We start from the raw sequence: 16,000 nt of genomic DNA on the forward strand, positions 1-16,000 counted from the left end.
ATGGCGAAGAAGGCTCTGATCGAGAAGGCCGCCAGCAAGCCGAAGTACGCGGTCCGCGGCTACACCCGCTGTCAGCGGTGCGGTCGCCCGCGCTCGGTGTACCGAGTGTTCGGGCTGTGCCGGATCTGCCTGCGGCAGATGGCGCACCGCGGCGAGCTGCCCGGCATCACCAAGAGCAGCTGGTAGTAGGACCTTTCACCACCCAGTCGCGGTAGGCCCGGCCCTTGGGCGCGGGAACCCCCGTGAGGAAGGCGTCAACCAATGACGATGACCGATCCGATTGCGGACATGCTCACGCGTATCCGCAACGCCAACCGGGCGTACCACGACCGGGTGGTGATGCCGCACAGCAAGATCAAGGTTCACGTCGCCGAGATCCTCCAGCAGGAGGGCTACATCCTTGGCTGGCACGTTGAGGAGCCCGAGACCGGGCCCGGCAAGAACCTGATCGTCGACCTCAAGTACGGCCCCAACCGGGAGCGCTCGATCGCCGGCGTGAAGCGCATCAGCAAGCCCGGTCTGCGGGTCTACGCGAAGTCGACCAACCTGCCGAAGGTGCTCGGCGGCCTGGGCGTGGCGATCATCTCCACGTCGTCGGGCCTGCTGACCGACCGGCAGGCCGGCAAGCGGAAGGTGGGCGGGGAAGTCCTCGCCTACGTCTGGTAGGGGGTCCCGATATGTCTCGCATCGGCCGTCTGCCGATTCCGGTGCCGAGCGGCGTCGAGGTCTCTCTCGACGGCCAGCAGGTGACCGTCAAGGGCCCGAAGGGCACCCTCTCGCACACCGTCGCCGCGCCGATCACGATCGCCCAGGAAGAGGGCCAGATCGTGGTCGCCCGCCCCGACGACGAGCGCAACTCGCGTGCGCTGCACGGCCTGACCCGGACGCTGGTCTCCAACATGGTCATCGGCGTCACCACCGGCTACTCGAAGACGCTGGAGATCGTCGGCGTCGGTTACCGCGTGCAGGCCAAGGGCTCCGACCTGGAGTTCGCGCTCGGTTTCAGCCACCCGGTGCCCGTGAAGGCACCGGAGGGCATTCGGTTCGAGGTGCAGGCCCCGACCCGTTTCGTCGTCCACGGCATCGACAAGCAGCTGGTCGGCGAGGTCTCAGCCAAGATCCGTGGCCTGCGCAAGCCCGACCCGTACAAGGGCAAGGGCGTGCGGTACCAGGGCGAGGTCGTCCGCCGCAAGGTCGGGAAGACCGGGAAGTAGGAGATAGATCATGGCTGTGAGCCTCACCGCCAGTTCCCGGCGCCGGATCTCCCGGCTCCGCCGCCACGCCCGGGTCCGCAAGCGGGTCACCGGCACCCCGATCCGTCCGCGGCTCGTCGTCACCCGCTCCTCGCGGCACATCTACGCGCAGGTCATCGACGACGTCGCCGGTCACACCCTCGCCGCCGCCTCGACGCTGGACGCCTCGCTGCGTACGGCAGACGGCGACAAGACCGCGCTGGCCCGTGAGGTCGGCAAGCTGGTCGCCGAGCGCGCGAAGGCCGCCGGGCTGTCCACCGTCGTCTTCGACCGGGGTGGGCGTACCTACCACGGCCGGATCGCGGCGCTGGCCGACGCGGCCCGCGAGGCGGGGCTGGAGTTCTGATGACCATGACTAAGGAGATGTTCTAGATGCCAGGCCAGCAGCGCCGTGGCGGCGGCGCCGGCGGCTCCGACCGCCGTGAGCGCCGGGACCGCTCAGGTGGCGGCCCGGCGCAGGAGAAGAACGCCTACGTCGAGCGCGTCGTCGCCATCAACCGCGTGGCCAAGGTCGTCAAGGGTGGCCGTCGGTTCAGCTTCACCGCGCTCGTCGTGGTCGGCGATGCGGACGGCACCGTCGGCGTCGGCTACGGCAAGGCCAAGGAGGTGCCCGCGGCGATCGCCAAGGGCGTCGAGGAGGCCAAGAAGCACTTCTTCAAGGTGCCGCGGATCGGCTCGACGATCCCGCACCCGATCCAGGGCGAGGCCGCGGCCGGCGTCGTGCTGCTGAAGCCGGCTTCCCCGGGTACCGGTGTCATCGCCGGCGGCCCGGTGCGCGCCGTGCTGGAGTGCGCGGGCGTTCACGACGTGCTGTCGAAGTCGCTCGGCTCGTCCAACCCGATCAACATCGTGCACGCGACCGTGGCCGCGCTGCGCGGGCTGACTCGTCCCGAGGAGATCGCGGCGCGCCGCGGCCTGCCGCTGGAGGACGTCGCCCCGCCCGCGATGCTGCGGGCGCGGGCCGCCGCCGGGGCTGGTGTGTGATGGCCTCGCTGCGCATCACCCAGGTCAGGTCCCCGATCGGCGGCACCCACAACCAGCGGGCGACGCTGAAGACGCTGGGCCTGCGGAAGATCAACGCGTCTACCGTGCGCGAGGACAACCAGCAGATCCGGGGCATGATCCGGACCGTGGCGCACCTGGTGACGGTCGAGGAAGTGAACTGAGATGCCCGAACTGACCAAGGATGCCCCCAAGGATGCCCCCGAGGCGAGCTCGGCCGAGCGTGGCCGGGCGCTGAAGCTGCACCACCTGCGGCCCGCGCCGGGCGCGAACCGGCCCAAGATGCGGGTCGGTCGTGGTGAAGGCTCCAAGGGCAAGACCGCGGGTCGTGGCACCAAGGGCTCGAAGGCGCGCAAGCAGGTTCCGGCCACCTTCGAAGGTGGCCAGATGCCGCTGCACATGCGGATCCCGAAGCTCAAGGGCTTCAAGAACCGCTGGCGCACCGAGTACCAGGTGGTCAACGTCGCCACCCTCGCCGAGCTGTTCCCGCAGGGCGGCCAGGTGGGCGTCGACGACCTCGTCAAGGCCGGCGCCGTCCGCAAGAACGCGCTCGTGAAGGTGCTTGGCGACGGCGACCTTGGTGTCGCGCTGCAGGTGAGCGCGCACGCGTTCTCGGGGTCCGCTCGCGACAAGATCGCCGCCGCTGGCGGCAGTGTCACCGAAGTGTGAGATCGGGGACGGGCGCGCGCGCGTCCGTCCCCTTTCGGTGAACACTGGGCTCAGGCACCGGGCGTCTCGGCTGCCGCAGGCCCGGTGAGCCCGTGAGGGGCACGGGTTTCTGACTGACCTCCGCGGAGGTGATGTCGGGACTCGTGAGCCTCCGGTGCTGTTACAGTCGCCTCACGGCGTCCGGACCATCCATCGGACAGCCTGTCCGGCGGACCGTCGCCGTCTCTCGTTCGTGTACTTCCCCCCTGCAGGAGGAGCCGTGCTCACCGCCTTCACGCGGGCCTTCCGCACGCCCGACCTGCGCAAGAAGCTGCTTTTCACGTTCGGGATCGTGATCCTGTTCCGGATCGGCAGCGTCCTGCCCGCGCCTGGCGTCTCGTATGGCGCGGTGCACACCTGCCTGAGTACCGCGAGCACGGGCGCGAGCAACGTTTACTCGCTGATCAACCTGTTCAGCGGCGGCGCGCTGCTGCAGTTGTCGATCTTCGCACTGGGCATCATGCCCTACATCACCTCCAGCATCATCCTTCAGCTGCTCGTCGTGGTCATTCCGCGGCTTGAGCAGCTCAAGAAGGAAGGCAGCGCGGGTGAGCAGAAGATCACGCAGTACACCCGCTACCTGACCATCGCGCTCGGCATCCTCCAGGCGACCGGCATTGTGGCGCTGGCCCGCAGCGGCCGGCTCTTCCCGGACTGCCAGGCCGCGATCATCCCGGACACCAGCCTCTTCCGGATCGCGACGATCGTCATCACGATGACCGCGGGCGTCGGTGTGATCATGTGGCTCGGCGAGCTGATCACCGCGCGCGGCATCGGTAACGGCATGTCGCTGCTGATCTTCACCTCGATCGCGTCGCGGCTGCCGTCCCAGGGCACCGCGATCCTGCAGGTCGCCGGCGGCGTCGTCTTCACCCTGGTCTGCCTGCTCGGCCTGGCGATCGTCGTCTTCGTCATCCTCGTCGAACAATCCCAGCGCCGCATCCCGGTGCAGTACGCCAAACGCCTGATCGGCCGGCGCATGTACGGCGGGACGTCGACCTACCTGCCGATCAAGGTGAACCAGGCCGGCGTCATCCCCGTGATCTTCGCGTCGTCGCTGCTGCAGCTGCCACAGCTGATCGGCCAGGTGTGGAACAACAAGGGCTTCCAGGACTTCGAGACTCGTTACCTGTCGAAAGGTGACCATCCGCTCTACCTAGCGACCTACGGGCTGCTCATCATCTTCTTCACGTACTTCTATGTCGCGATCACGTTCAATCCGACCGAGGTCGCTGACAATATGAAGAAGTACGGAGGGTTCATCCCGGGCATCAGGCCCGGTCGCCCCACGGCCGAGTACCTCGATCACGTCCTCTCCCGGATCACCCTGCCGGGCTCGCTGTTCCTGGGGGTGATCACAGTTCTTCCGCTCGCGTTGCTGAACCTGACGAAGGACCAGCCCTTCCCGTTCGCGGGGACGTCGGTGCTGATCATGGTTGGGGTGGGACTGGAAACCGTGAAGCAGATCGAGAGCCAGCTCATGCTCCGCAACTACGAAGGCTTCCTCCGGTAGTGCGCCTCGTACTGGTCGGACCACCGGGAGCAGGCAAGGGCACACAGGCCGCGTTCATCGCCTCGGCGCGGTCGATCCCCAAGATCTCCACCGGTGACATCTTCCGTGCGAATGTCCGAGAAGGCACGGAGCTCGGTATCCAGGCCAAGCAGTACATGGACGCGGGTGACCTCGTGCCTGACGAGATCACGATCGGTATGGTGCGTAACCGCCTGGCCGAGGACGACGCGGTGAAGGGTTTCCTGCTGGACGGGTTCCCTCGCAACGTCCCGCAGGCGGAGGTGCTGGGCGGGATGCTCGACGCGATGGGCACCCAGCTCGACGTGGTGCTGGAGCTCGTCGTCGACGACGACGAGGTGGTGCGGCGGCTGTCGGGCCGGCGGACGTGTCGTTCGTGCGGGCATATCTGGCACGTCGACTTCGACCCGCCGAGCGTCGAGGACGTCTGTGACCGGTGCAACGGGGCGCTGTTCCAGCGCGACGACGACCGGGCCGAGACGATCCGGCACCGCCTGGAGGTCTACGCCGAGCAGACCGCGCCGCTCGTGTCCTGGTACGCCGAGCGCGGCGTGCTGATCGGTATCGACGCCACCGGCCCGGTCGACAACGTCACCGAGCGCGCCCTGGACGCCCTGCGTCACCACGGCGCCTGAGAGCGCTTCGCTCATAGCTCGGTCGGGCCGTGCGGTGCGGTGCGGTAGACAAGATCTACCTGCGTCCTGCCTGGCGGCGGAGGACTATCGTCGTTCGAGAAGCTCCGTCGGGTGACCTCGCGGGCCGGTCAGCCCCCGGGCGGACCGCCTGGGCCGGCGGCGGGGCACCGCGAACGAGAGCGAAGACCGGGACAGGGGTATGGCGCGACGAGAGCACGTCCAGATCAAGACAGCGGCGGAGATCGCCAAGATGCGCGTCGCCGGGCTGCTGGTCGCGCAGGCACTCGATCGGCTGCGGGAGGCCGCCGTCCCCGGCGCCACCACCGCCGACCTGGATGCGGTGGCGGAGAAGACCATCCGCGCCGGTGGCGGCATCCCGTCGTTCAAGGGCTACGCACATCCGCCGTATCCGGCGTCGATCTGCAGTTCGGTGAACGACGAGGTCGTGCATGCGATCCCGAACCGGAAGCGGGCGCTGCGCGACGGCGACATCATTTCGATCGACTGCGGCGCCATCGTCGACGGCTGGCACGGCGACGCGGCCATCACGGTGCCGATCGGTACGGTCGACCCCGCGATCCTGGAGATGATCCGGGTCTGTGAGGACTCGCTGTGGGCCGGTCTCGCCGCCGCCCAGCTCGGCGGCCGGCTCACCGACATCTCGCACGCCGTCGAGGAGCACGTGAAGCCGCGCGGCTTCGGGATCGTCGACAACTACGGTGGCCACGGCATCGGCACCGAGATGCACCAGCCGCCGCACATCCTCAACCACGGCCGTGCCGGCCGGGGCATCAAACTGGTCGCCGGCCTCGCCCTCGCGATCGAGCCCATGATCACCATGGGCTCACCCGACACCCGGGTGCTGGAGGACGACTGGACCGTGTCGACCGTCGACGGCTCATGGGCCGCACACACGGAGCACACCGTGGCAGTCACGCCGCGCGGCCCGTGGGTTCTGACGGCGCACGACGGTGGTGCCGCCAGGTTCGCCGCGCTGGGCGTCGCCTGCGGCGCGCCCGTCGAGGCGAAGACCTGATCCACCGGTCCGGTCAGGGGACCACGGTGTCACCACGGCGCCCGAGGGTCGCGCCACGGATTCGCCCTTGACGAAGTGGGCGCGTAGACTCCACAGGCGGTGGTCTCTCGCGTCCGCCGTATCTGTGCACCGGGGGCAGACAGGGGGGCGACCCTCTGGCCCATCGGGTTCCAGCTCTGGACCGGTTTTGCCGGTCCGTGGTGGATAGCGGACAGATCTCGATCGTTCAGTCATCGGCGACTGGCTGTGCTGGGCGTTCCTGAGGGGCGCGGCTGTCTGGGCCACCGGGGTAGGCCACCGTGGCCGCCGGCTTCCCGACGGCCCGGATGTCGCTTCTGAGGCAACCGCCTCAAGAGTCGCACACGTCAGGACAGTGGAGGACATGCCGAAGAAGGACGGGGCAATCGAGATCGAGGGCCGGGTCGTCGAGCCACTCCCGAACGCGATGTTTCGGGTGGAGCTGCAGAACGGTCACCGCGTTCTCGCCCACATCAGCGGCAAGATGCGCCAGCACTACATCCGGATTCTTCCGGAGGACCGGGTGGTGGTCGAACTGTCGCCCTACGACCTGTCCCGGGGACGCATCGTCTACCGCTACAAGTAGGTCGATGAGCGAGGTGTGGTCGCGAAACGCGCTCCCCACCTCGACCTACTCGATGTCTGCCCAGGGGAGCGATCCCCTGGAACCCCTGCTGTCGAGCTACGCTCGACCGGGGGGTCAGCTGTTCAGGTGCTTCCCGAACCAGATCTGCTGAAATGGATCTCGGGAGCCCGAAAGCCAGGAGTCCCGCGGTCGGGCCTAGCTCGTCCGGGGCGTTCCAGGTTCCCTTGTTAACTGACCCAAAGCGCGGCCCGCGGCTGCGCGCAGGAGGTAACGGCAGCCGTGAAGGTCAAGCCGAGCGTCAAGAAGATCTGTGACAAGTGCAAGGTGATCCGTCGGCACGGGCGTGTCATGGTCATCTGCGACAACCTTCGTCACAAGCAGCGCCAGGGCTGAGTCCGGGCACCGGAGGTTGCTCGCCGCCCGCGGTCAGCCTCCCGCCGGGTCACCCTGGAAATGTTCGTCGTGTCGGGCCGGCTGGGACAGCGGTCTCAGCCGGTGAGCTGGGGCCGACGGACAGGGGAGTATTCTGATTCCCGCATGGTGTGCCCGAAGCTCGTCGGCGGAGTTCGCTCCGGCCTGGCAGCTCACAAGGGCGCGGCAATCCGTGAGGTTAGGCAACTCATGAGGTTCCGCGGCTGGCGGGACGCAGCAGTACATCAAGCGTCGTCAGGGCGCGGTGGGGCCGTACGCGTTGGGTGCGGCAGCCCGTGTCACAACCCCCGGTCGGAGGCCGGGGCCTCGTCGGTTTGGTTGACCGATGGGGACGGCGACGCCCGATACCTCCGAAGCAGGAAGGAACCACCTTCATGGCACGCCTTTCGGGCGTTGACCTTCCCCGTGAGAAGCGGGTCGAGATCGGCCTGACCTACATCTTCGGGATCGGCCGCACCCGCGCGAAGGAGACCCTGGCCGCGACCGGGGTCAACCCGGACACCCGGGTCCGTGACCTCAGCGAGGACGAGGTCATCAAGCTGCGTGAGTGGATCGACGGACACTACCGCGTCGAGGGCGACCTCCAGCGGGAGATCAAGCAGGACATCCGCCGCAAGATGGAGATCGGCTGCTACCAGGGTCTCCGTCACCGGCGCAACCTCCCCGTGCACGGTCAGCGGACGCACACCAACGCCCGCACCCGCAAGGGCCCGCGTCGCGCCATCGCCGGCAAGAAGAAGGCCGGCAAGAAGTAGTCACCGGTCACGCCGCCCCTGATGACCAGGTCTCGGGGTGGCACCACCGGCCGTTGACCGACGACCTCGTAGACGGAGATCACGAAAGCACATGCCTCCCAAGACTCGTACGGGCGCCGCCGCCGTCAAGAAGGTGCGGCGCAAGGAAAAGAAGAACGTCGCCCATGGCCACGCGCACATCAAGAGCACCTTCAACAACACGATCGTCTCGATCACGGACCCGACCGGGAACGTGATCTCGTGGGCGTCCGCCGGCCACGTGGGCTTCAAGGGCTCCCGTAAGTCGACGCCGTACGCCGCGCAGATGGCCGCTGAGAACGCCGCCCGCAAGGCGCAGGAGCACGGCATGCGCAAGGTGGACGTGTTCGTGAAGGGCCCAGGCTCCGGCCGGGAGACCGCGATCCGGTCGCTGCAGGCGGCTGGCCTCGAGGTCGGCACCATCCAGGACGTCACGCCCACCCCGCACAACGGCTGCCGGCCTCCCAAGCGGCGCCGGGTCTGACCGGGTCAATCGGAGAAGGAAGAAGGACGAGATGGCCCGTTACGTCGGCCCGGACTGCAAGCGTTGCCGCCGCGAGAAGACCAAGCTGTTCCTCAAGGGCAGCAAGTGCGAGTCGCCGAAGTGCCCGATCGAGATTCGGCCCTACCCGCCGGGCGAGCACGGCCGGGGTCGTACCAAGGACTCCGAGTACCTCCTGCAGAAGCGCGAGAAGCAGAAGTGCGCCCGGATCTACGGCGTGCTCGAGAAGCAGTTCCGCGGCTACTACGACGAGGCGAACCGCCGTTCCGGCAAGACCGGTGACGAGCTGCTGAAGATCCTCGAGTCGCGGCTCGACAACGTCGTCTACCGGGCCGGCTTCGCGCCGTCCCGCGACGCCGCCCGTCAGGCCGTCCGGCACGGTCACGTGCAGGTCAACGGCGGCAAGGTGGACATCCCGAGCTACCGGGTCAGCGAGAACGACATCGTCGAGATCGCGCCGAAGTCGCGGGAGCTCACCCCGTTCATCGTGGCGCGCGAGACCGCCGGCCAGCGCACCGTTCCGGCCTGGCTCGAGGTCATCTCCAGCCAGATGCGGATCCTGGTCCACTCGCTCCCGGCCCGCGGTGCCATCGACACCCAGGTCCAGGAGCAGCTGATCGTCGAGCTCTACTCCAAGTAAGGTTTTCGGCTGGGCCGGGCGCGGAGCGCCCGGCCCAGCCGAAAACCGGCTCGGGCGCGGCGTCGGCTCGAAGGGCGCTTGCGCGCCCCTCGCCGCCTCTACCTGACTCGGGCGCTGGGCGCCCGCCAACCCTGTATCAGGGCGGGCGTGGATGTCTGGGGTGGGCCGCAGTCCAGGGTCGGTACCTTGGTCGGGCTCCAGCCGAAGCTCCCGAACGTGTGGTTTCGTCGTCCTTCGGCCGCCGGGTTTGTCCTGGTGGCCGATGGTCGTCTCAACCCTGTTCCGCCGCGTTTGCAAGCGGGGCGCAGAATGGACTACGGCGAGTGGTGGACCGAAGCCGCTCGCCGTCGCCTCCCCCTGAGGGGGGCACTGCACGGCGTCATATGGCGGGCGTCGTGGTTGGAAGGAAGTAGCTCATGCTTATTGCTCAGCGTCCTACGCTGGCCGAGGAGCCGATCGCCGAGTTCCGGTCGCGGTTCGTGATCGAGCCGCTGGAGCCTGGTTTCGGCTACACCCTGGGCAACTCGCTGCGCCGCACCCTGCTGTCGTCCATCCCCGGTGCCTCGGTGACGAGCATCCGGATCGACGGCGTGCTGCACGAGTTCTCCACGGTCCCCGGCGTCAAGGAAGACGTCACCGACCTGATCCTGAACCTCAAGGAGCTCGTCGTCAGCTCGGACAACGACGAGCCGACGGTGATGTACCTGCGCAAGCAGGGCCCCGGCGAGGTCACCGCGGCGGACATCGCTCCGCCGGCCGGTGTCGAGGTGCACAACCCCGAGCTGCACCTGGCCACTATCAACGACAAGGGCAAGCTCGAGATCGAGCTGACCGTCGAGCGTGGCCGTGGCTACGTCAGCGCGGCGCAGAACAAGCAGCCTGGCCAGGAGATCGGCCGTATCCCGATCGACTCGATCTACTCGCCTGTGCTGAAGGTCACGTACAAGGTCGAGGCGACCCGAGTCGAGCAGCGGACCGACTTCGACAAGCTGATCGTCGACGTCGAGACCAAGCCGTCGATCTCGCCGCGGGACGCGATGGCGAGCGCCGGCAAGACCCTGGTCGGCCTGTTCGGGCTGGCTCAGGAGCTCAACGCCGAGGCGGAGGGCGTCGACATCGGCCCGTCCGCGCAGGACGCGCAGCTGGCCGCGGACCTGGCCCTGCCGATCGAGGAGATGGACCTGACCGTCCGCTCCTACAACTGCCTCAAGCGCGAGGGCATCCACACGATCGGCGAGCTGGTCTCGCGCAGCGAGGCGGACCTGCTCGACATCCGCAACTTCGGCCAGAAGTCGATCGACGAGGTGAAGACCAAGCTGGGGGCCATGGGCCTGCAGCTCAAGGACAGCCCGCCCGGGTTCGACCCGCGGCAGGCCGTCGACACCTACGGGACCGACACGTACAGCCCGCCGTTCTCCGCCGGTCACGACGACGACGGCACGGAGTACGTCGAGACTGAGCAGTACTGAGTTTCTTTGTTCGTGGCGTCCGGGCGCGGCCCTTCGGCCCCGACCTCCGCTAGCGCTCCGGTCGGGACCTCCGGGTCGCGCCCTCCGCCACGAACGGGTCTTCGCTCCATCGGCTACGCCAGTGAGGCCACTCGCTTCGCCCGCGGCCTCCTGGCGTAGCCGATTCCGCGAAGACACTGGGCCTGGCTTCGTCGAGACAGGTTCAATCGGTACCGGTTCAGCACAGGTTTCAACTGCACGGATTTGTTCGTAAGACCTGTTCGCAGGGATCCACGTTGGGTGGGGTTTCGGTTCCGACCGGGGACCGGTGCGCCGCCTGGCCTGGTCCTGACCTGGCCGGTAAGGCCTGGTCGGGGCCGTGTCGCGGGCTTGGCTCGCGGCCGTGGAGATGTCCGTCCCGGTCGGTGGTCGGCGGGTACGCGATAGCGCGTGTTCGGCGGCCTTCAGGGTGCTTCGCACCGCGAAAGGAACGAGGGAACTCAAATGCCTACTCCACGGAAGGGCGCCCGGCTCGGTGGCAGCCCGGCTCACCAGCGGCTGATTCTCGCGAACCTGGCGACCTCGCTGTTCGAGCACGGTGCGATCACCACGACCGAGACCAAGGCGAAGGCGCTGCGCCCGTACGCCGAGCGGCTGGTCACCTTCGCCAAGCGCGGTGACCTCCACGCGCGTCGCCAGGTGATGCGCGTCATCCGCGACAAGTCGGTCGTCCACGAGCTGTTCACCGAGATCGGCCCGCGCTACGAGAACCGCAACGGCGGCTACACCCGGATCACCAAGGTCGGGTTCCGCAAGGGCGACAACGCCCAGCTCGCGCGGATCGAGCTCGTCGAGGCCCTGACGGTCGGCCAGTCGGCCGTCGCCGAGGCCGAGCGTGCCCGTGGTACCCGCTTCGCCGAGCGCAAGGCGCCGACCGGCGCGACCGCCGAGGCCGCTGAGGACCTGGCGAAGGAGTCGCCGACCGCGGCGGCCGTCGCCCTCGAGGCCGAGGAGGCCACCGCGGCGGAGGCCACCGCGGCGGAGGCCACCGCGGCAGAGCCGGCCGACGGCGACACCGAAGCCTGACGTTCCTGGCCCGGCCCAACGGGCCGCCTGGAATCGGAGCCCGCCACCCGTGCAGGGAGGCGGGCTCCTCGCCGTCTGGCCGCCCCGCCGCCCGGCCACCCCACCGCTCCCGCGGCCCGACGACCTCGGGGCTGACATGGGGTGGCGAAGGTGCGATCGTGAGTGCGTCGCCAGCGGCCCGCGCCGGTCTGCCACGGCTCTTCCAGCACCCGAACCACCTGAACGGGCAGATCAGTTGATCGGCGCGAGCAGCGCGGGAAGCAAGGAGATAACAAAGGAGATAACAAGCGCCTTGACCAACTTCGGCGCCGACGGGCTCCAACGGCTCCGGATCGACCTCGCCTACGACGGGACGCCGTTCGCGGGCTGGGCCCGTCAGCCGGGTCAGCGGACCGTGCAGGGCGACGTGGAGGACGCCCTGATGCGGGTGGCGAGGCTGCCCGCCGTTCGGCTCACCGTGGCCGGCCGGACGGATGCGGGGGTGCACGCCGCCAGGCAGGTCGCGCACGTGGACATCCCCGACGAGGTCCCGCTGGGCGGTCTCGCCCGCCGGCTCAACGGCGTCCTCGACCGCGCGGTACGGGTGCTCGGGATCGGGCCGGCCCCGGTCGGGTTCGACGCCCGCTTCTCCGCGCTCTCCCGCCGGTACAACTACCGGATCAGCGATGCGCCCTACGGCGCCGATCCGCTGCGCCGTCATGACACGCTTGCCTGGCCGCGACCGCTGGACGCGGGCGCCATGCGGCTGGCGGCGCTCGCGCTTCTCGGCGAGCATGACTTCGCCGCGTTCTGCCGGCGCCGGGAAGGCGCGACGACGATCCGCACGCTGCTGCGCCTGGACGTGCGCCGCGGCCCGGACGGCGTGCTCGTCGCCGACGTCGAGGCGGACGCGTTCTGCCACTCGATGGTCCGTGCTCTCGTGGGCGCCCTCGTCGCCGTCGGTGAGGGACGCCAGCAGCCGGGCTGGGTCCCCAAGGTGCTGGCCCGGGCGGTGCGGGACCCGGGCGTGACCGTGCTGCCGGCCCATGGGCTCACGCTGGTCGAGGTGCGCTACCCACCCGACGCGGATCTCGCCGCCCGAGCCGAGGTCACCCGGGCCGTCCGTGTCTCTCCGACGCTGTCCGGGTGACCTGCCACCAGACGACTGGACGACCAGTTGCCGCGGCCGCCTCGACGACCCGAGGCGGCCCAGGCGAAGGGGCCTCCGGGCTCGGCTGGCGTATCAGCCTCGATAGCCGCGTCCGAGAACCGCGCGGTCGTCGAGCGGCGACGTAGTGATCTTCTTGAGGTCGGTCGCGCCGTCTGTGAGGGCCGGATCGGTCGCCTTGCCCTTCGTGTCGTCCGAGTAGGCGAGCTGGAGGAGGACGGCGTAGTGGCCGTCGGAGAAGGCCGTGCGCCAGTCGTTGTCGCCGTTCGGGCCGGTGATCTTCGCGCCGGGCAGTGATCCGGCCGGCAGCGGCAGCGGGGTCACGCCGCCGGCTCCGGCGCCGAGCGCCTGCACGGCGTTCTTGGCGGTCGTGGCGCTGTCGACGACGAGGACGCTGAGACCCGCGAGCAGCCGCCGCCCGGTCTTGTCCGGCTCGCCGACGTAGAGCGCCCGGACGAGTTGGCGGCACAACGGCCCTGGCGTCACCGGCGCGGCCGGCGTCGCCGCGGCCGAGCCGCCGGGAGCGGGCGTGCCCCCGGCTGACGGGCCGGCGGCCGGGGTGGCCGCAGCCGTCGGCATCGGCGCCTGGCCCGCGAGCGCGAGCGCGACGACACCGGTCAGGTCCGGGCAGCCCTGGTCGAGCTTGCTGGCGACCCGGGTGTAGGTGTGCGCGCCGGCGACGACGGAGCCGTCGCGGAAGAACTCGTTCGCGCTCACCGGGTCGGTGTCCGTGTACGCGGAGTCGAGAAAGTCGGCCGGCACCGGCTGCGCGGTCGGAAGCGGCGCCGGCGGCGCCGCGCTGGAGCCGGCTGAGCCGCCGGTCATGGTCCAGTAGGTGACGCCGCCGATGACGAGGACGACGAGCGCGATGATCAGGGCACGCGGGCCACGGCCGAGGCGTGGCTTCGGGCCCCGTTCGCCGGCCGGAGCCGGGTCCTGTGGCCAGCGGCGGGCGGCGGCTCGCCTGCCCTCGCCGAAGCGGCTGGCGCGTGCCGCCGCGGCGGCAGCCTCGCCCGCGCCCGCGTCGTCCTGGTCGTAAGCGCCGTCGTCATAGTCGTCATCGCTGCAACTGTCGTCGACGTCGTCCTCGTCGTCGTAGTCAGCGGCGTCCTGGCCGTCGTCCGCGTCCTCGTCTTCCAGGTCCTCGTCTTCCAGGTCGTCGTCGGGCCAGCCGGGGTAGCTCTGGTCGAGCGGGGGCTCGGCCACCGGATGGCTTGGGTCGACGGGGCGAGGCACGTAGCGAGGCCGCAGGATGCCGCCGGTCGCGGGGGCGAAGGGGCCGACCAGCGACCCCAGGTCGGCCGGGTTCGGGCCGGTGCGGGGCCATTCGTCGCTGGGGGTCCAGCTGTCCCGCAGGGGCGAAGCGCCGTGGGAGGGCGTGGCACCCGCCGCCTGGGCGCCGGGGGTCGAGCCCCAGGCGCCGTCGCCGCGCCAATCGGAGTCCGTGGGCTCCGAGCCGGCGTCCCGCCAAGGATCGGTGCCGCTCATTCGACCGACGGTAGCCGATTGTTATGATCTCTCGGACATCCCTCCCCAATCGGGCGGCTCCAGCAGGGCGAGTCCAGTCGGGTGACTTCACCGGTTGGCGCTTCCGGTCTCTGCGCGGTCCCGTCATGCCAGCCCACGGACCCGGGCTCATGGCGACCGGCCAACGGGGCGGGAGCGAGGCAGCGGGACGCCGACGGCGGCAGCCGTCCAGAGCCTGGTAGCCTCAAAGACTGCGGCGCGTGACACGACTGTCGAACGCGCGCGTTCTCACATTTTGACGCGCTTGCTGCGGTCGGACCTCCTCAGGCGAGGGCGACCGAACGGAGCGTCGTCCCGACGAAGAAGGCAGACCTGTGCGCACGTACCAGCCCAAGCCCGCGGATATCCAGCGTGCGTGGCATGTCATCGACGCCAGCGACGTCGTCCTCGGCAAGCTGGCGAGCCAGGCTGCCCAGCTACTTCGTGGCAAGCACAAGGCGTACTTCGCCCCGCACATCGACACCGGTGACTTCGTCATCATCGTGAACGCAGGCAGGGTGTCGCTGTCGGGTGCGAAGCGGGAGCAGTCGCAATACCACCGCCACTCGGGCTACCCGGGCGGTCTGCGCAGCACCAGCTACGGCGAGCTGCTCGACACGCGGCCGCAGCTGCTCGTCGAGAAGGCCATCAAGGGGATGCTTCCCAAGAACAAACTCGGCCGGGCCCAGGCGCGCAAGCTCAAGGTCTACGCGGGTCCGATCCACCCGCACCAGGCCCAGCAGCCGCAGCCGTTCGACCTCGTCCAGGTCGCGCAGTAGCGGCTGGGGGCCCGCCTGTTCGCTGCCCTTCGGGCGGCTTCCCAGGTGGGCCGCCACTGCATGTCTGCCCGGGGGCGACCCCCCCCGGACCCCCGGTGTCTCGCTTCGCGAGACGTCGGGGGGTCCGGGAACTCGTCCAGAGAACTTGGGATGTCAGGGAAGAGGGTCGCTTCGAGGGATCTCTTCCCGCCCGGGGAACGGGGTCTTGCTCCGCGAGATCTCGACCCGTTGGAGCAGGGTCTCGCTTGCGAGATCTTGAACTACTAGAGAAGCCGAGCTCACCCTCTTCATGGCCTTGGTCAGTGTCGAGGCAGGTCGCCGAAAGATCTGACCGGGGGTCTCGTCCCCGGACCCCCGATGTCGCGCCTGGCGCGACCACGAACCGCAAGGAAGGAACGCGACGTGGCTGTCGTGACCGACGTCCAGGGCAACCCGCGGGCTACCGGCCGCCGCAAGGAGGCGGTCGTTCGGGTCCGCCTGCTTCCCGGCTCCGGGAACTGGTCCCTGAACGGGCGCTCCCTGGAGAACTACTTCCCGAACAAGGTGCACCAGCAGCTCGTCAACGAGCCGCTGAAGGCCCTCGACAAGGCCGAGAGCTACGACATCGTGGCGCTGCTGCACGGCGGCGGCATCTCCGGCCAGGCCGGCGCGCTGCGTCTCGCGATCTCCCGCGCACTGATCATCGTCGAGGAGGACTCCCGCCCGACCCTGAAGAAGGCCGGATTCCTCTCGCGTGACTCGCGGGCCAAGGAGCGCAAGAAGTACGGTCTCAAGAAGGCCCGCAAGGCGCCTCAGTACTCCAAGCGGTAAGCACGCCAGATCCGGGGAGCCCCGGGAAGTCTCGGCTTCGCGTTTCGCGCGGCCGAGGCTGAGCGTGCGGTGACTTCCTGATCGCGGTGACACCCGCCTGTCGGCCAT

Annotated in this window: 21 protein-coding genes; 20 read left to right on the forward strand and 1 reads right to left on the reverse strand. The window is 69.3% G+C overall.

Annotation, left to right across the window (positions count from 1 at the left end):
- The 18 genes from FRADC12_RS17510 to truA all read left to right on the forward strand — a co-directional run bounded on the left by FRADC12_RS17510 (position 1) and on the right by truA (position 12,779).
- Positions 1 to 186, forward strand: a complete 186-nt coding sequence (locus FRADC12_RS17510; RefSeq protein WP_013427314.1) for a type Z 30S ribosomal protein S14 — start codon at positions 1 to 3, stop codon at positions 184 to 186.
- Between the two features lie 75 nt (positions 187 to 261).
- Positions 262 to 666, forward strand: a complete 405-nt coding sequence (rpsH, locus tag FRADC12_RS17515; protein WP_045877458.1) for a 30S ribosomal protein S8 — start codon at positions 262 to 264, stop codon at positions 664 to 666.
- A gap of 11 nt (positions 667 to 677) precedes the next feature.
- Positions 678 to 1,214, forward strand: a complete 537-nt coding sequence (gene rplF / locus FRADC12_RS17520; RefSeq protein WP_045877459.1) for a 50S ribosomal protein L6 — start codon at positions 678 to 680, stop codon at positions 1,212 to 1,214.
- 10 nt (positions 1,215 to 1,224) lie between these two features.
- Complete coding sequence (gene rplR, locus FRADC12_RS17525) at positions 1,225 to 1,599, forward strand: 50S ribosomal protein L18 (RefSeq protein ID WP_045877460.1); 375 nt, start codon at positions 1,225 to 1,227, stop codon at positions 1,597 to 1,599.
- 26 nt (positions 1,600 to 1,625) lie between these two features.
- Positions 1,626 to 2,237: a 30S ribosomal protein S5 gene (gene rpsE / locus FRADC12_RS17530; RefSeq protein WP_045877461.1), complete on the forward strand. Its 612-nt coding sequence runs from the start codon at positions 1,626 to 1,628 to the stop codon at positions 2,235 to 2,237.
- Positions 2,237 to 2,419: a 50S ribosomal protein L30 gene (rpmD, locus tag FRADC12_RS17535; RefSeq protein WP_045877462.1), complete on the forward strand. Its 183-nt coding sequence runs from the start codon at positions 2,237 to 2,239 to the stop codon at positions 2,417 to 2,419. Before rpsE ends, rpmD begins: the two co-directional genes overlap by 1 nt.
- A 1-nt stretch (position 2,420) precedes the next feature.
- Positions 2,421 to 2,924: a 50S ribosomal protein L15 gene (gene rplO, locus FRADC12_RS17540; RefSeq protein WP_045877463.1), complete on the forward strand. Its 504-nt coding sequence runs from the start codon at positions 2,421 to 2,423 to the stop codon at positions 2,922 to 2,924.
- Positions 2,925 to 3,183: 259 nt separating this feature from the next.
- Positions 3,184 to 4,476 (forward strand): preprotein translocase subunit SecY, encoded by a 1,293-nt coding sequence (gene secY, locus FRADC12_RS17545; protein ID WP_045877464.1) that lies wholly within the window; start codon positions 3,184 to 3,186, stop codon positions 4,474 to 4,476.
- A complete protein-coding gene (locus FRADC12_RS17550) occupies positions 4,476 to 5,129 on the forward strand; it encodes an adenylate kinase (protein WP_045877465.1) in 654 nt (217 codons plus the stop codon). Before secY ends, FRADC12_RS17550 begins: the two co-directional genes overlap by 1 nt.
- A gap of 199 nt (positions 5,130 to 5,328) precedes the next feature.
- Positions 5,329 to 6,165: a type I methionyl aminopeptidase gene (gene map, locus FRADC12_RS17555; RefSeq protein WP_045877466.1), complete on the forward strand. Its 837-nt coding sequence runs from the start codon at positions 5,329 to 5,331 to the stop codon at positions 6,163 to 6,165.
- Between the two features lie 382 nt (positions 6,166 to 6,547).
- Complete coding sequence (infA, locus tag FRADC12_RS17560) at positions 6,548 to 6,769, forward strand: translation initiation factor IF-1 (protein ID WP_006541558.1); 222 nt, start codon at positions 6,548 to 6,550, stop codon at positions 6,767 to 6,769.
- A 279-nt stretch (positions 6,770 to 7,048) separates the two neighbouring features.
- On the forward strand, positions 7,049 to 7,162 hold the full coding sequence (gene rpmJ / locus FRADC12_RS17565; RefSeq protein ID WP_003956441.1) for a 50S ribosomal protein L36: 114 nt from the start codon (positions 7,049 to 7,051) through the stop codon (positions 7,160 to 7,162).
- 413 nt (positions 7,163 to 7,575) lie between these two features.
- Positions 7,576 to 7,956 (forward strand): 30S ribosomal protein S13, encoded by a 381-nt coding sequence (gene rpsM / locus FRADC12_RS17570; protein ID WP_045877467.1) that lies wholly within the window; start codon positions 7,576 to 7,578, stop codon positions 7,954 to 7,956.
- A 91-nt stretch (positions 7,957 to 8,047) separates the two neighbouring features.
- Positions 8,048 to 8,458, forward strand: a complete 411-nt coding sequence (rpsK, locus tag FRADC12_RS17575; RefSeq protein WP_045877468.1) for a 30S ribosomal protein S11 — start codon at positions 8,048 to 8,050, stop codon at positions 8,456 to 8,458.
- A 31-nt stretch (positions 8,459 to 8,489) separates the two neighbouring features.
- Positions 8,490 to 9,116 carry a 30S ribosomal protein S4 gene (gene rpsD, locus FRADC12_RS17580; RefSeq protein WP_045877469.1) on the forward strand — a complete coding sequence of 209 codons (627 nt, stop codon included), beginning with the start codon at positions 8,490 to 8,492 and terminating at the stop codon, positions 9,114 to 9,116.
- A gap of 416 nt (positions 9,117 to 9,532) precedes the next feature.
- The gene (locus tag FRADC12_RS17585) at positions 9,533 to 10,585 is read left to right on the forward strand and encodes a DNA-directed RNA polymerase subunit alpha (protein WP_045877470.1); all 1,053 of its coding nucleotides are present in this window, start codon (positions 9,533 to 9,535) and stop codon (positions 10,583 to 10,585) included.
- Positions 10,586 to 11,068: 483 nt separating this feature from the next.
- Complete coding sequence (rplQ, locus tag FRADC12_RS17590) at positions 11,069 to 11,650, forward strand: 50S ribosomal protein L17 (RefSeq protein WP_045877471.1); 582 nt, start codon at positions 11,069 to 11,071, stop codon at positions 11,648 to 11,650.
- Positions 11,651 to 11,942: 292 nt separating this feature from the next.
- Positions 11,943 to 12,779 carry a tRNA pseudouridine(38-40) synthase TruA gene (truA, locus tag FRADC12_RS17595; RefSeq protein WP_045877472.1) on the forward strand — a complete coding sequence of 279 codons (837 nt, stop codon included), beginning with the start codon at positions 11,943 to 11,945 and terminating at the stop codon, positions 12,777 to 12,779.
- Between the two features lie 93 nt (positions 12,780 to 12,872).
- Here truA and FRADC12_RS28530 read toward each other — a convergent pair whose 3' ends face one another.
- Entirely contained in the window at positions 12,873 to 14,285 is a 1,413-nt protein-coding gene (locus FRADC12_RS28530) for a hypothetical protein (RefSeq protein ID WP_052710977.1), read from the reverse strand.
- A gap of 353 nt (positions 14,286 to 14,638) precedes the next feature.
- On the opposite strand from FRADC12_RS28530, the gene rplM reads away from it, so the two are divergent.
- Positions 14,639 to 15,082, forward strand: a complete 444-nt coding sequence (gene rplM, locus FRADC12_RS17605; RefSeq protein ID WP_045877473.1) for a 50S ribosomal protein L13 — start codon at positions 14,639 to 14,641, stop codon at positions 15,080 to 15,082.
- A 402-nt stretch (positions 15,083 to 15,484) separates the two neighbouring features.
- Positions 15,485 to 15,892, forward strand: a complete 408-nt coding sequence (gene rpsI / locus FRADC12_RS17610; protein WP_045877474.1) for a 30S ribosomal protein S9 — start codon at positions 15,485 to 15,487, stop codon at positions 15,890 to 15,892.
- The last annotated feature ends 108 nt before the right edge of the window (positions 15,893 to 16,000 follow it).

Source organism: Pseudofrankia sp. DC12 (genome assembly GCF_000966285.1).
Classification (GTDB): Bacteria; Actinomycetota; Actinomycetes; order Frankiales; family Frankiaceae; genus Pseudofrankia.

Excerpts from the sequence above, each read along its gene's own strand:
- rpmD (WP_045877462.1), top strand. The coding sequence starts at position 2,237 with ATGGCCTCGCTGCGCATCACCCAGGTCAGGTCCCCGATCGGCGGCACC.
- FRADC12_RS17585 (WP_045877470.1), top strand. The coding sequence starts at position 9,533 with ATGCTTATTGCTCAGCGTCCTACGCTGGCCGAGGAGCCGATCGCCGAG.
- rpsK (WP_045877468.1), top strand. The coding sequence starts at position 8,048 with ATGCCTCCCAAGACTCGTACGGGCGCCGCCGCCGTCAAGAAGGTGCGG.
- rpsE (WP_045877461.1), top strand. The coding sequence starts at position 1,626 with ATGCCAGGCCAGCAGCGCCGTGGCGGCGGCGCCGGCGGCTCCGACCGC.
- rpsM (WP_045877467.1), top strand. The coding sequence starts at position 7,576 with ATGGCACGCCTTTCGGGCGTTGACCTTCCCCGTGAGAAGCGGGTCGAG.
- rplQ (WP_045877471.1), top strand. The coding sequence starts at position 11,069 with ATGCCTACTCCACGGAAGGGCGCCCGGCTCGGTGGCAGCCCGGCTCAC.
- map (WP_045877466.1), top strand. The coding sequence starts at position 5,329 with ATGGCGCGACGAGAGCACGTCCAGATCAAGACAGCGGCGGAGATCGCC.
- rplO (WP_045877463.1), top strand. The coding sequence starts at position 2,421 with ATGCCCGAACTGACCAAGGATGCCCCCAAGGATGCCCCCGAGGCGAGC.
- infA (WP_006541558.1), top strand. The coding sequence starts at position 6,548 with ATGCCGAAGAAGGACGGGGCAATCGAGATCGAGGGCCGGGTCGTCGAG.
- FRADC12_RS17510 (WP_013427314.1), top strand. The coding sequence starts at position 1 with ATGGCGAAGAAGGCTCTGATCGAGAAGGCCGCCAGCAAGCCGAAGTAC.
- FRADC12_RS28530 (WP_052710977.1), bottom strand. The coding sequence starts at position 14,285 with ATGAGCGGCACCGATCCTTGGCGGGACGCCGGCTCGGAGCCCACGGAC.
- rplR (WP_045877460.1), top strand. The coding sequence starts at position 1,225 with ATGGCTGTGAGCCTCACCGCCAGTTCCCGGCGCCGGATCTCCCGGCTC.
- rpsD (WP_045877469.1), top strand. The coding sequence starts at position 8,490 with ATGGCCCGTTACGTCGGCCCGGACTGCAAGCGTTGCCGCCGCGAGAAG.
- rpsH (WP_045877458.1), top strand. The coding sequence starts at position 262 with ATGACGATGACCGATCCGATTGCGGACATGCTCACGCGTATCCGCAAC.
- rplF (WP_045877459.1), top strand. The coding sequence starts at position 678 with ATGTCTCGCATCGGCCGTCTGCCGATTCCGGTGCCGAGCGGCGTCGAG.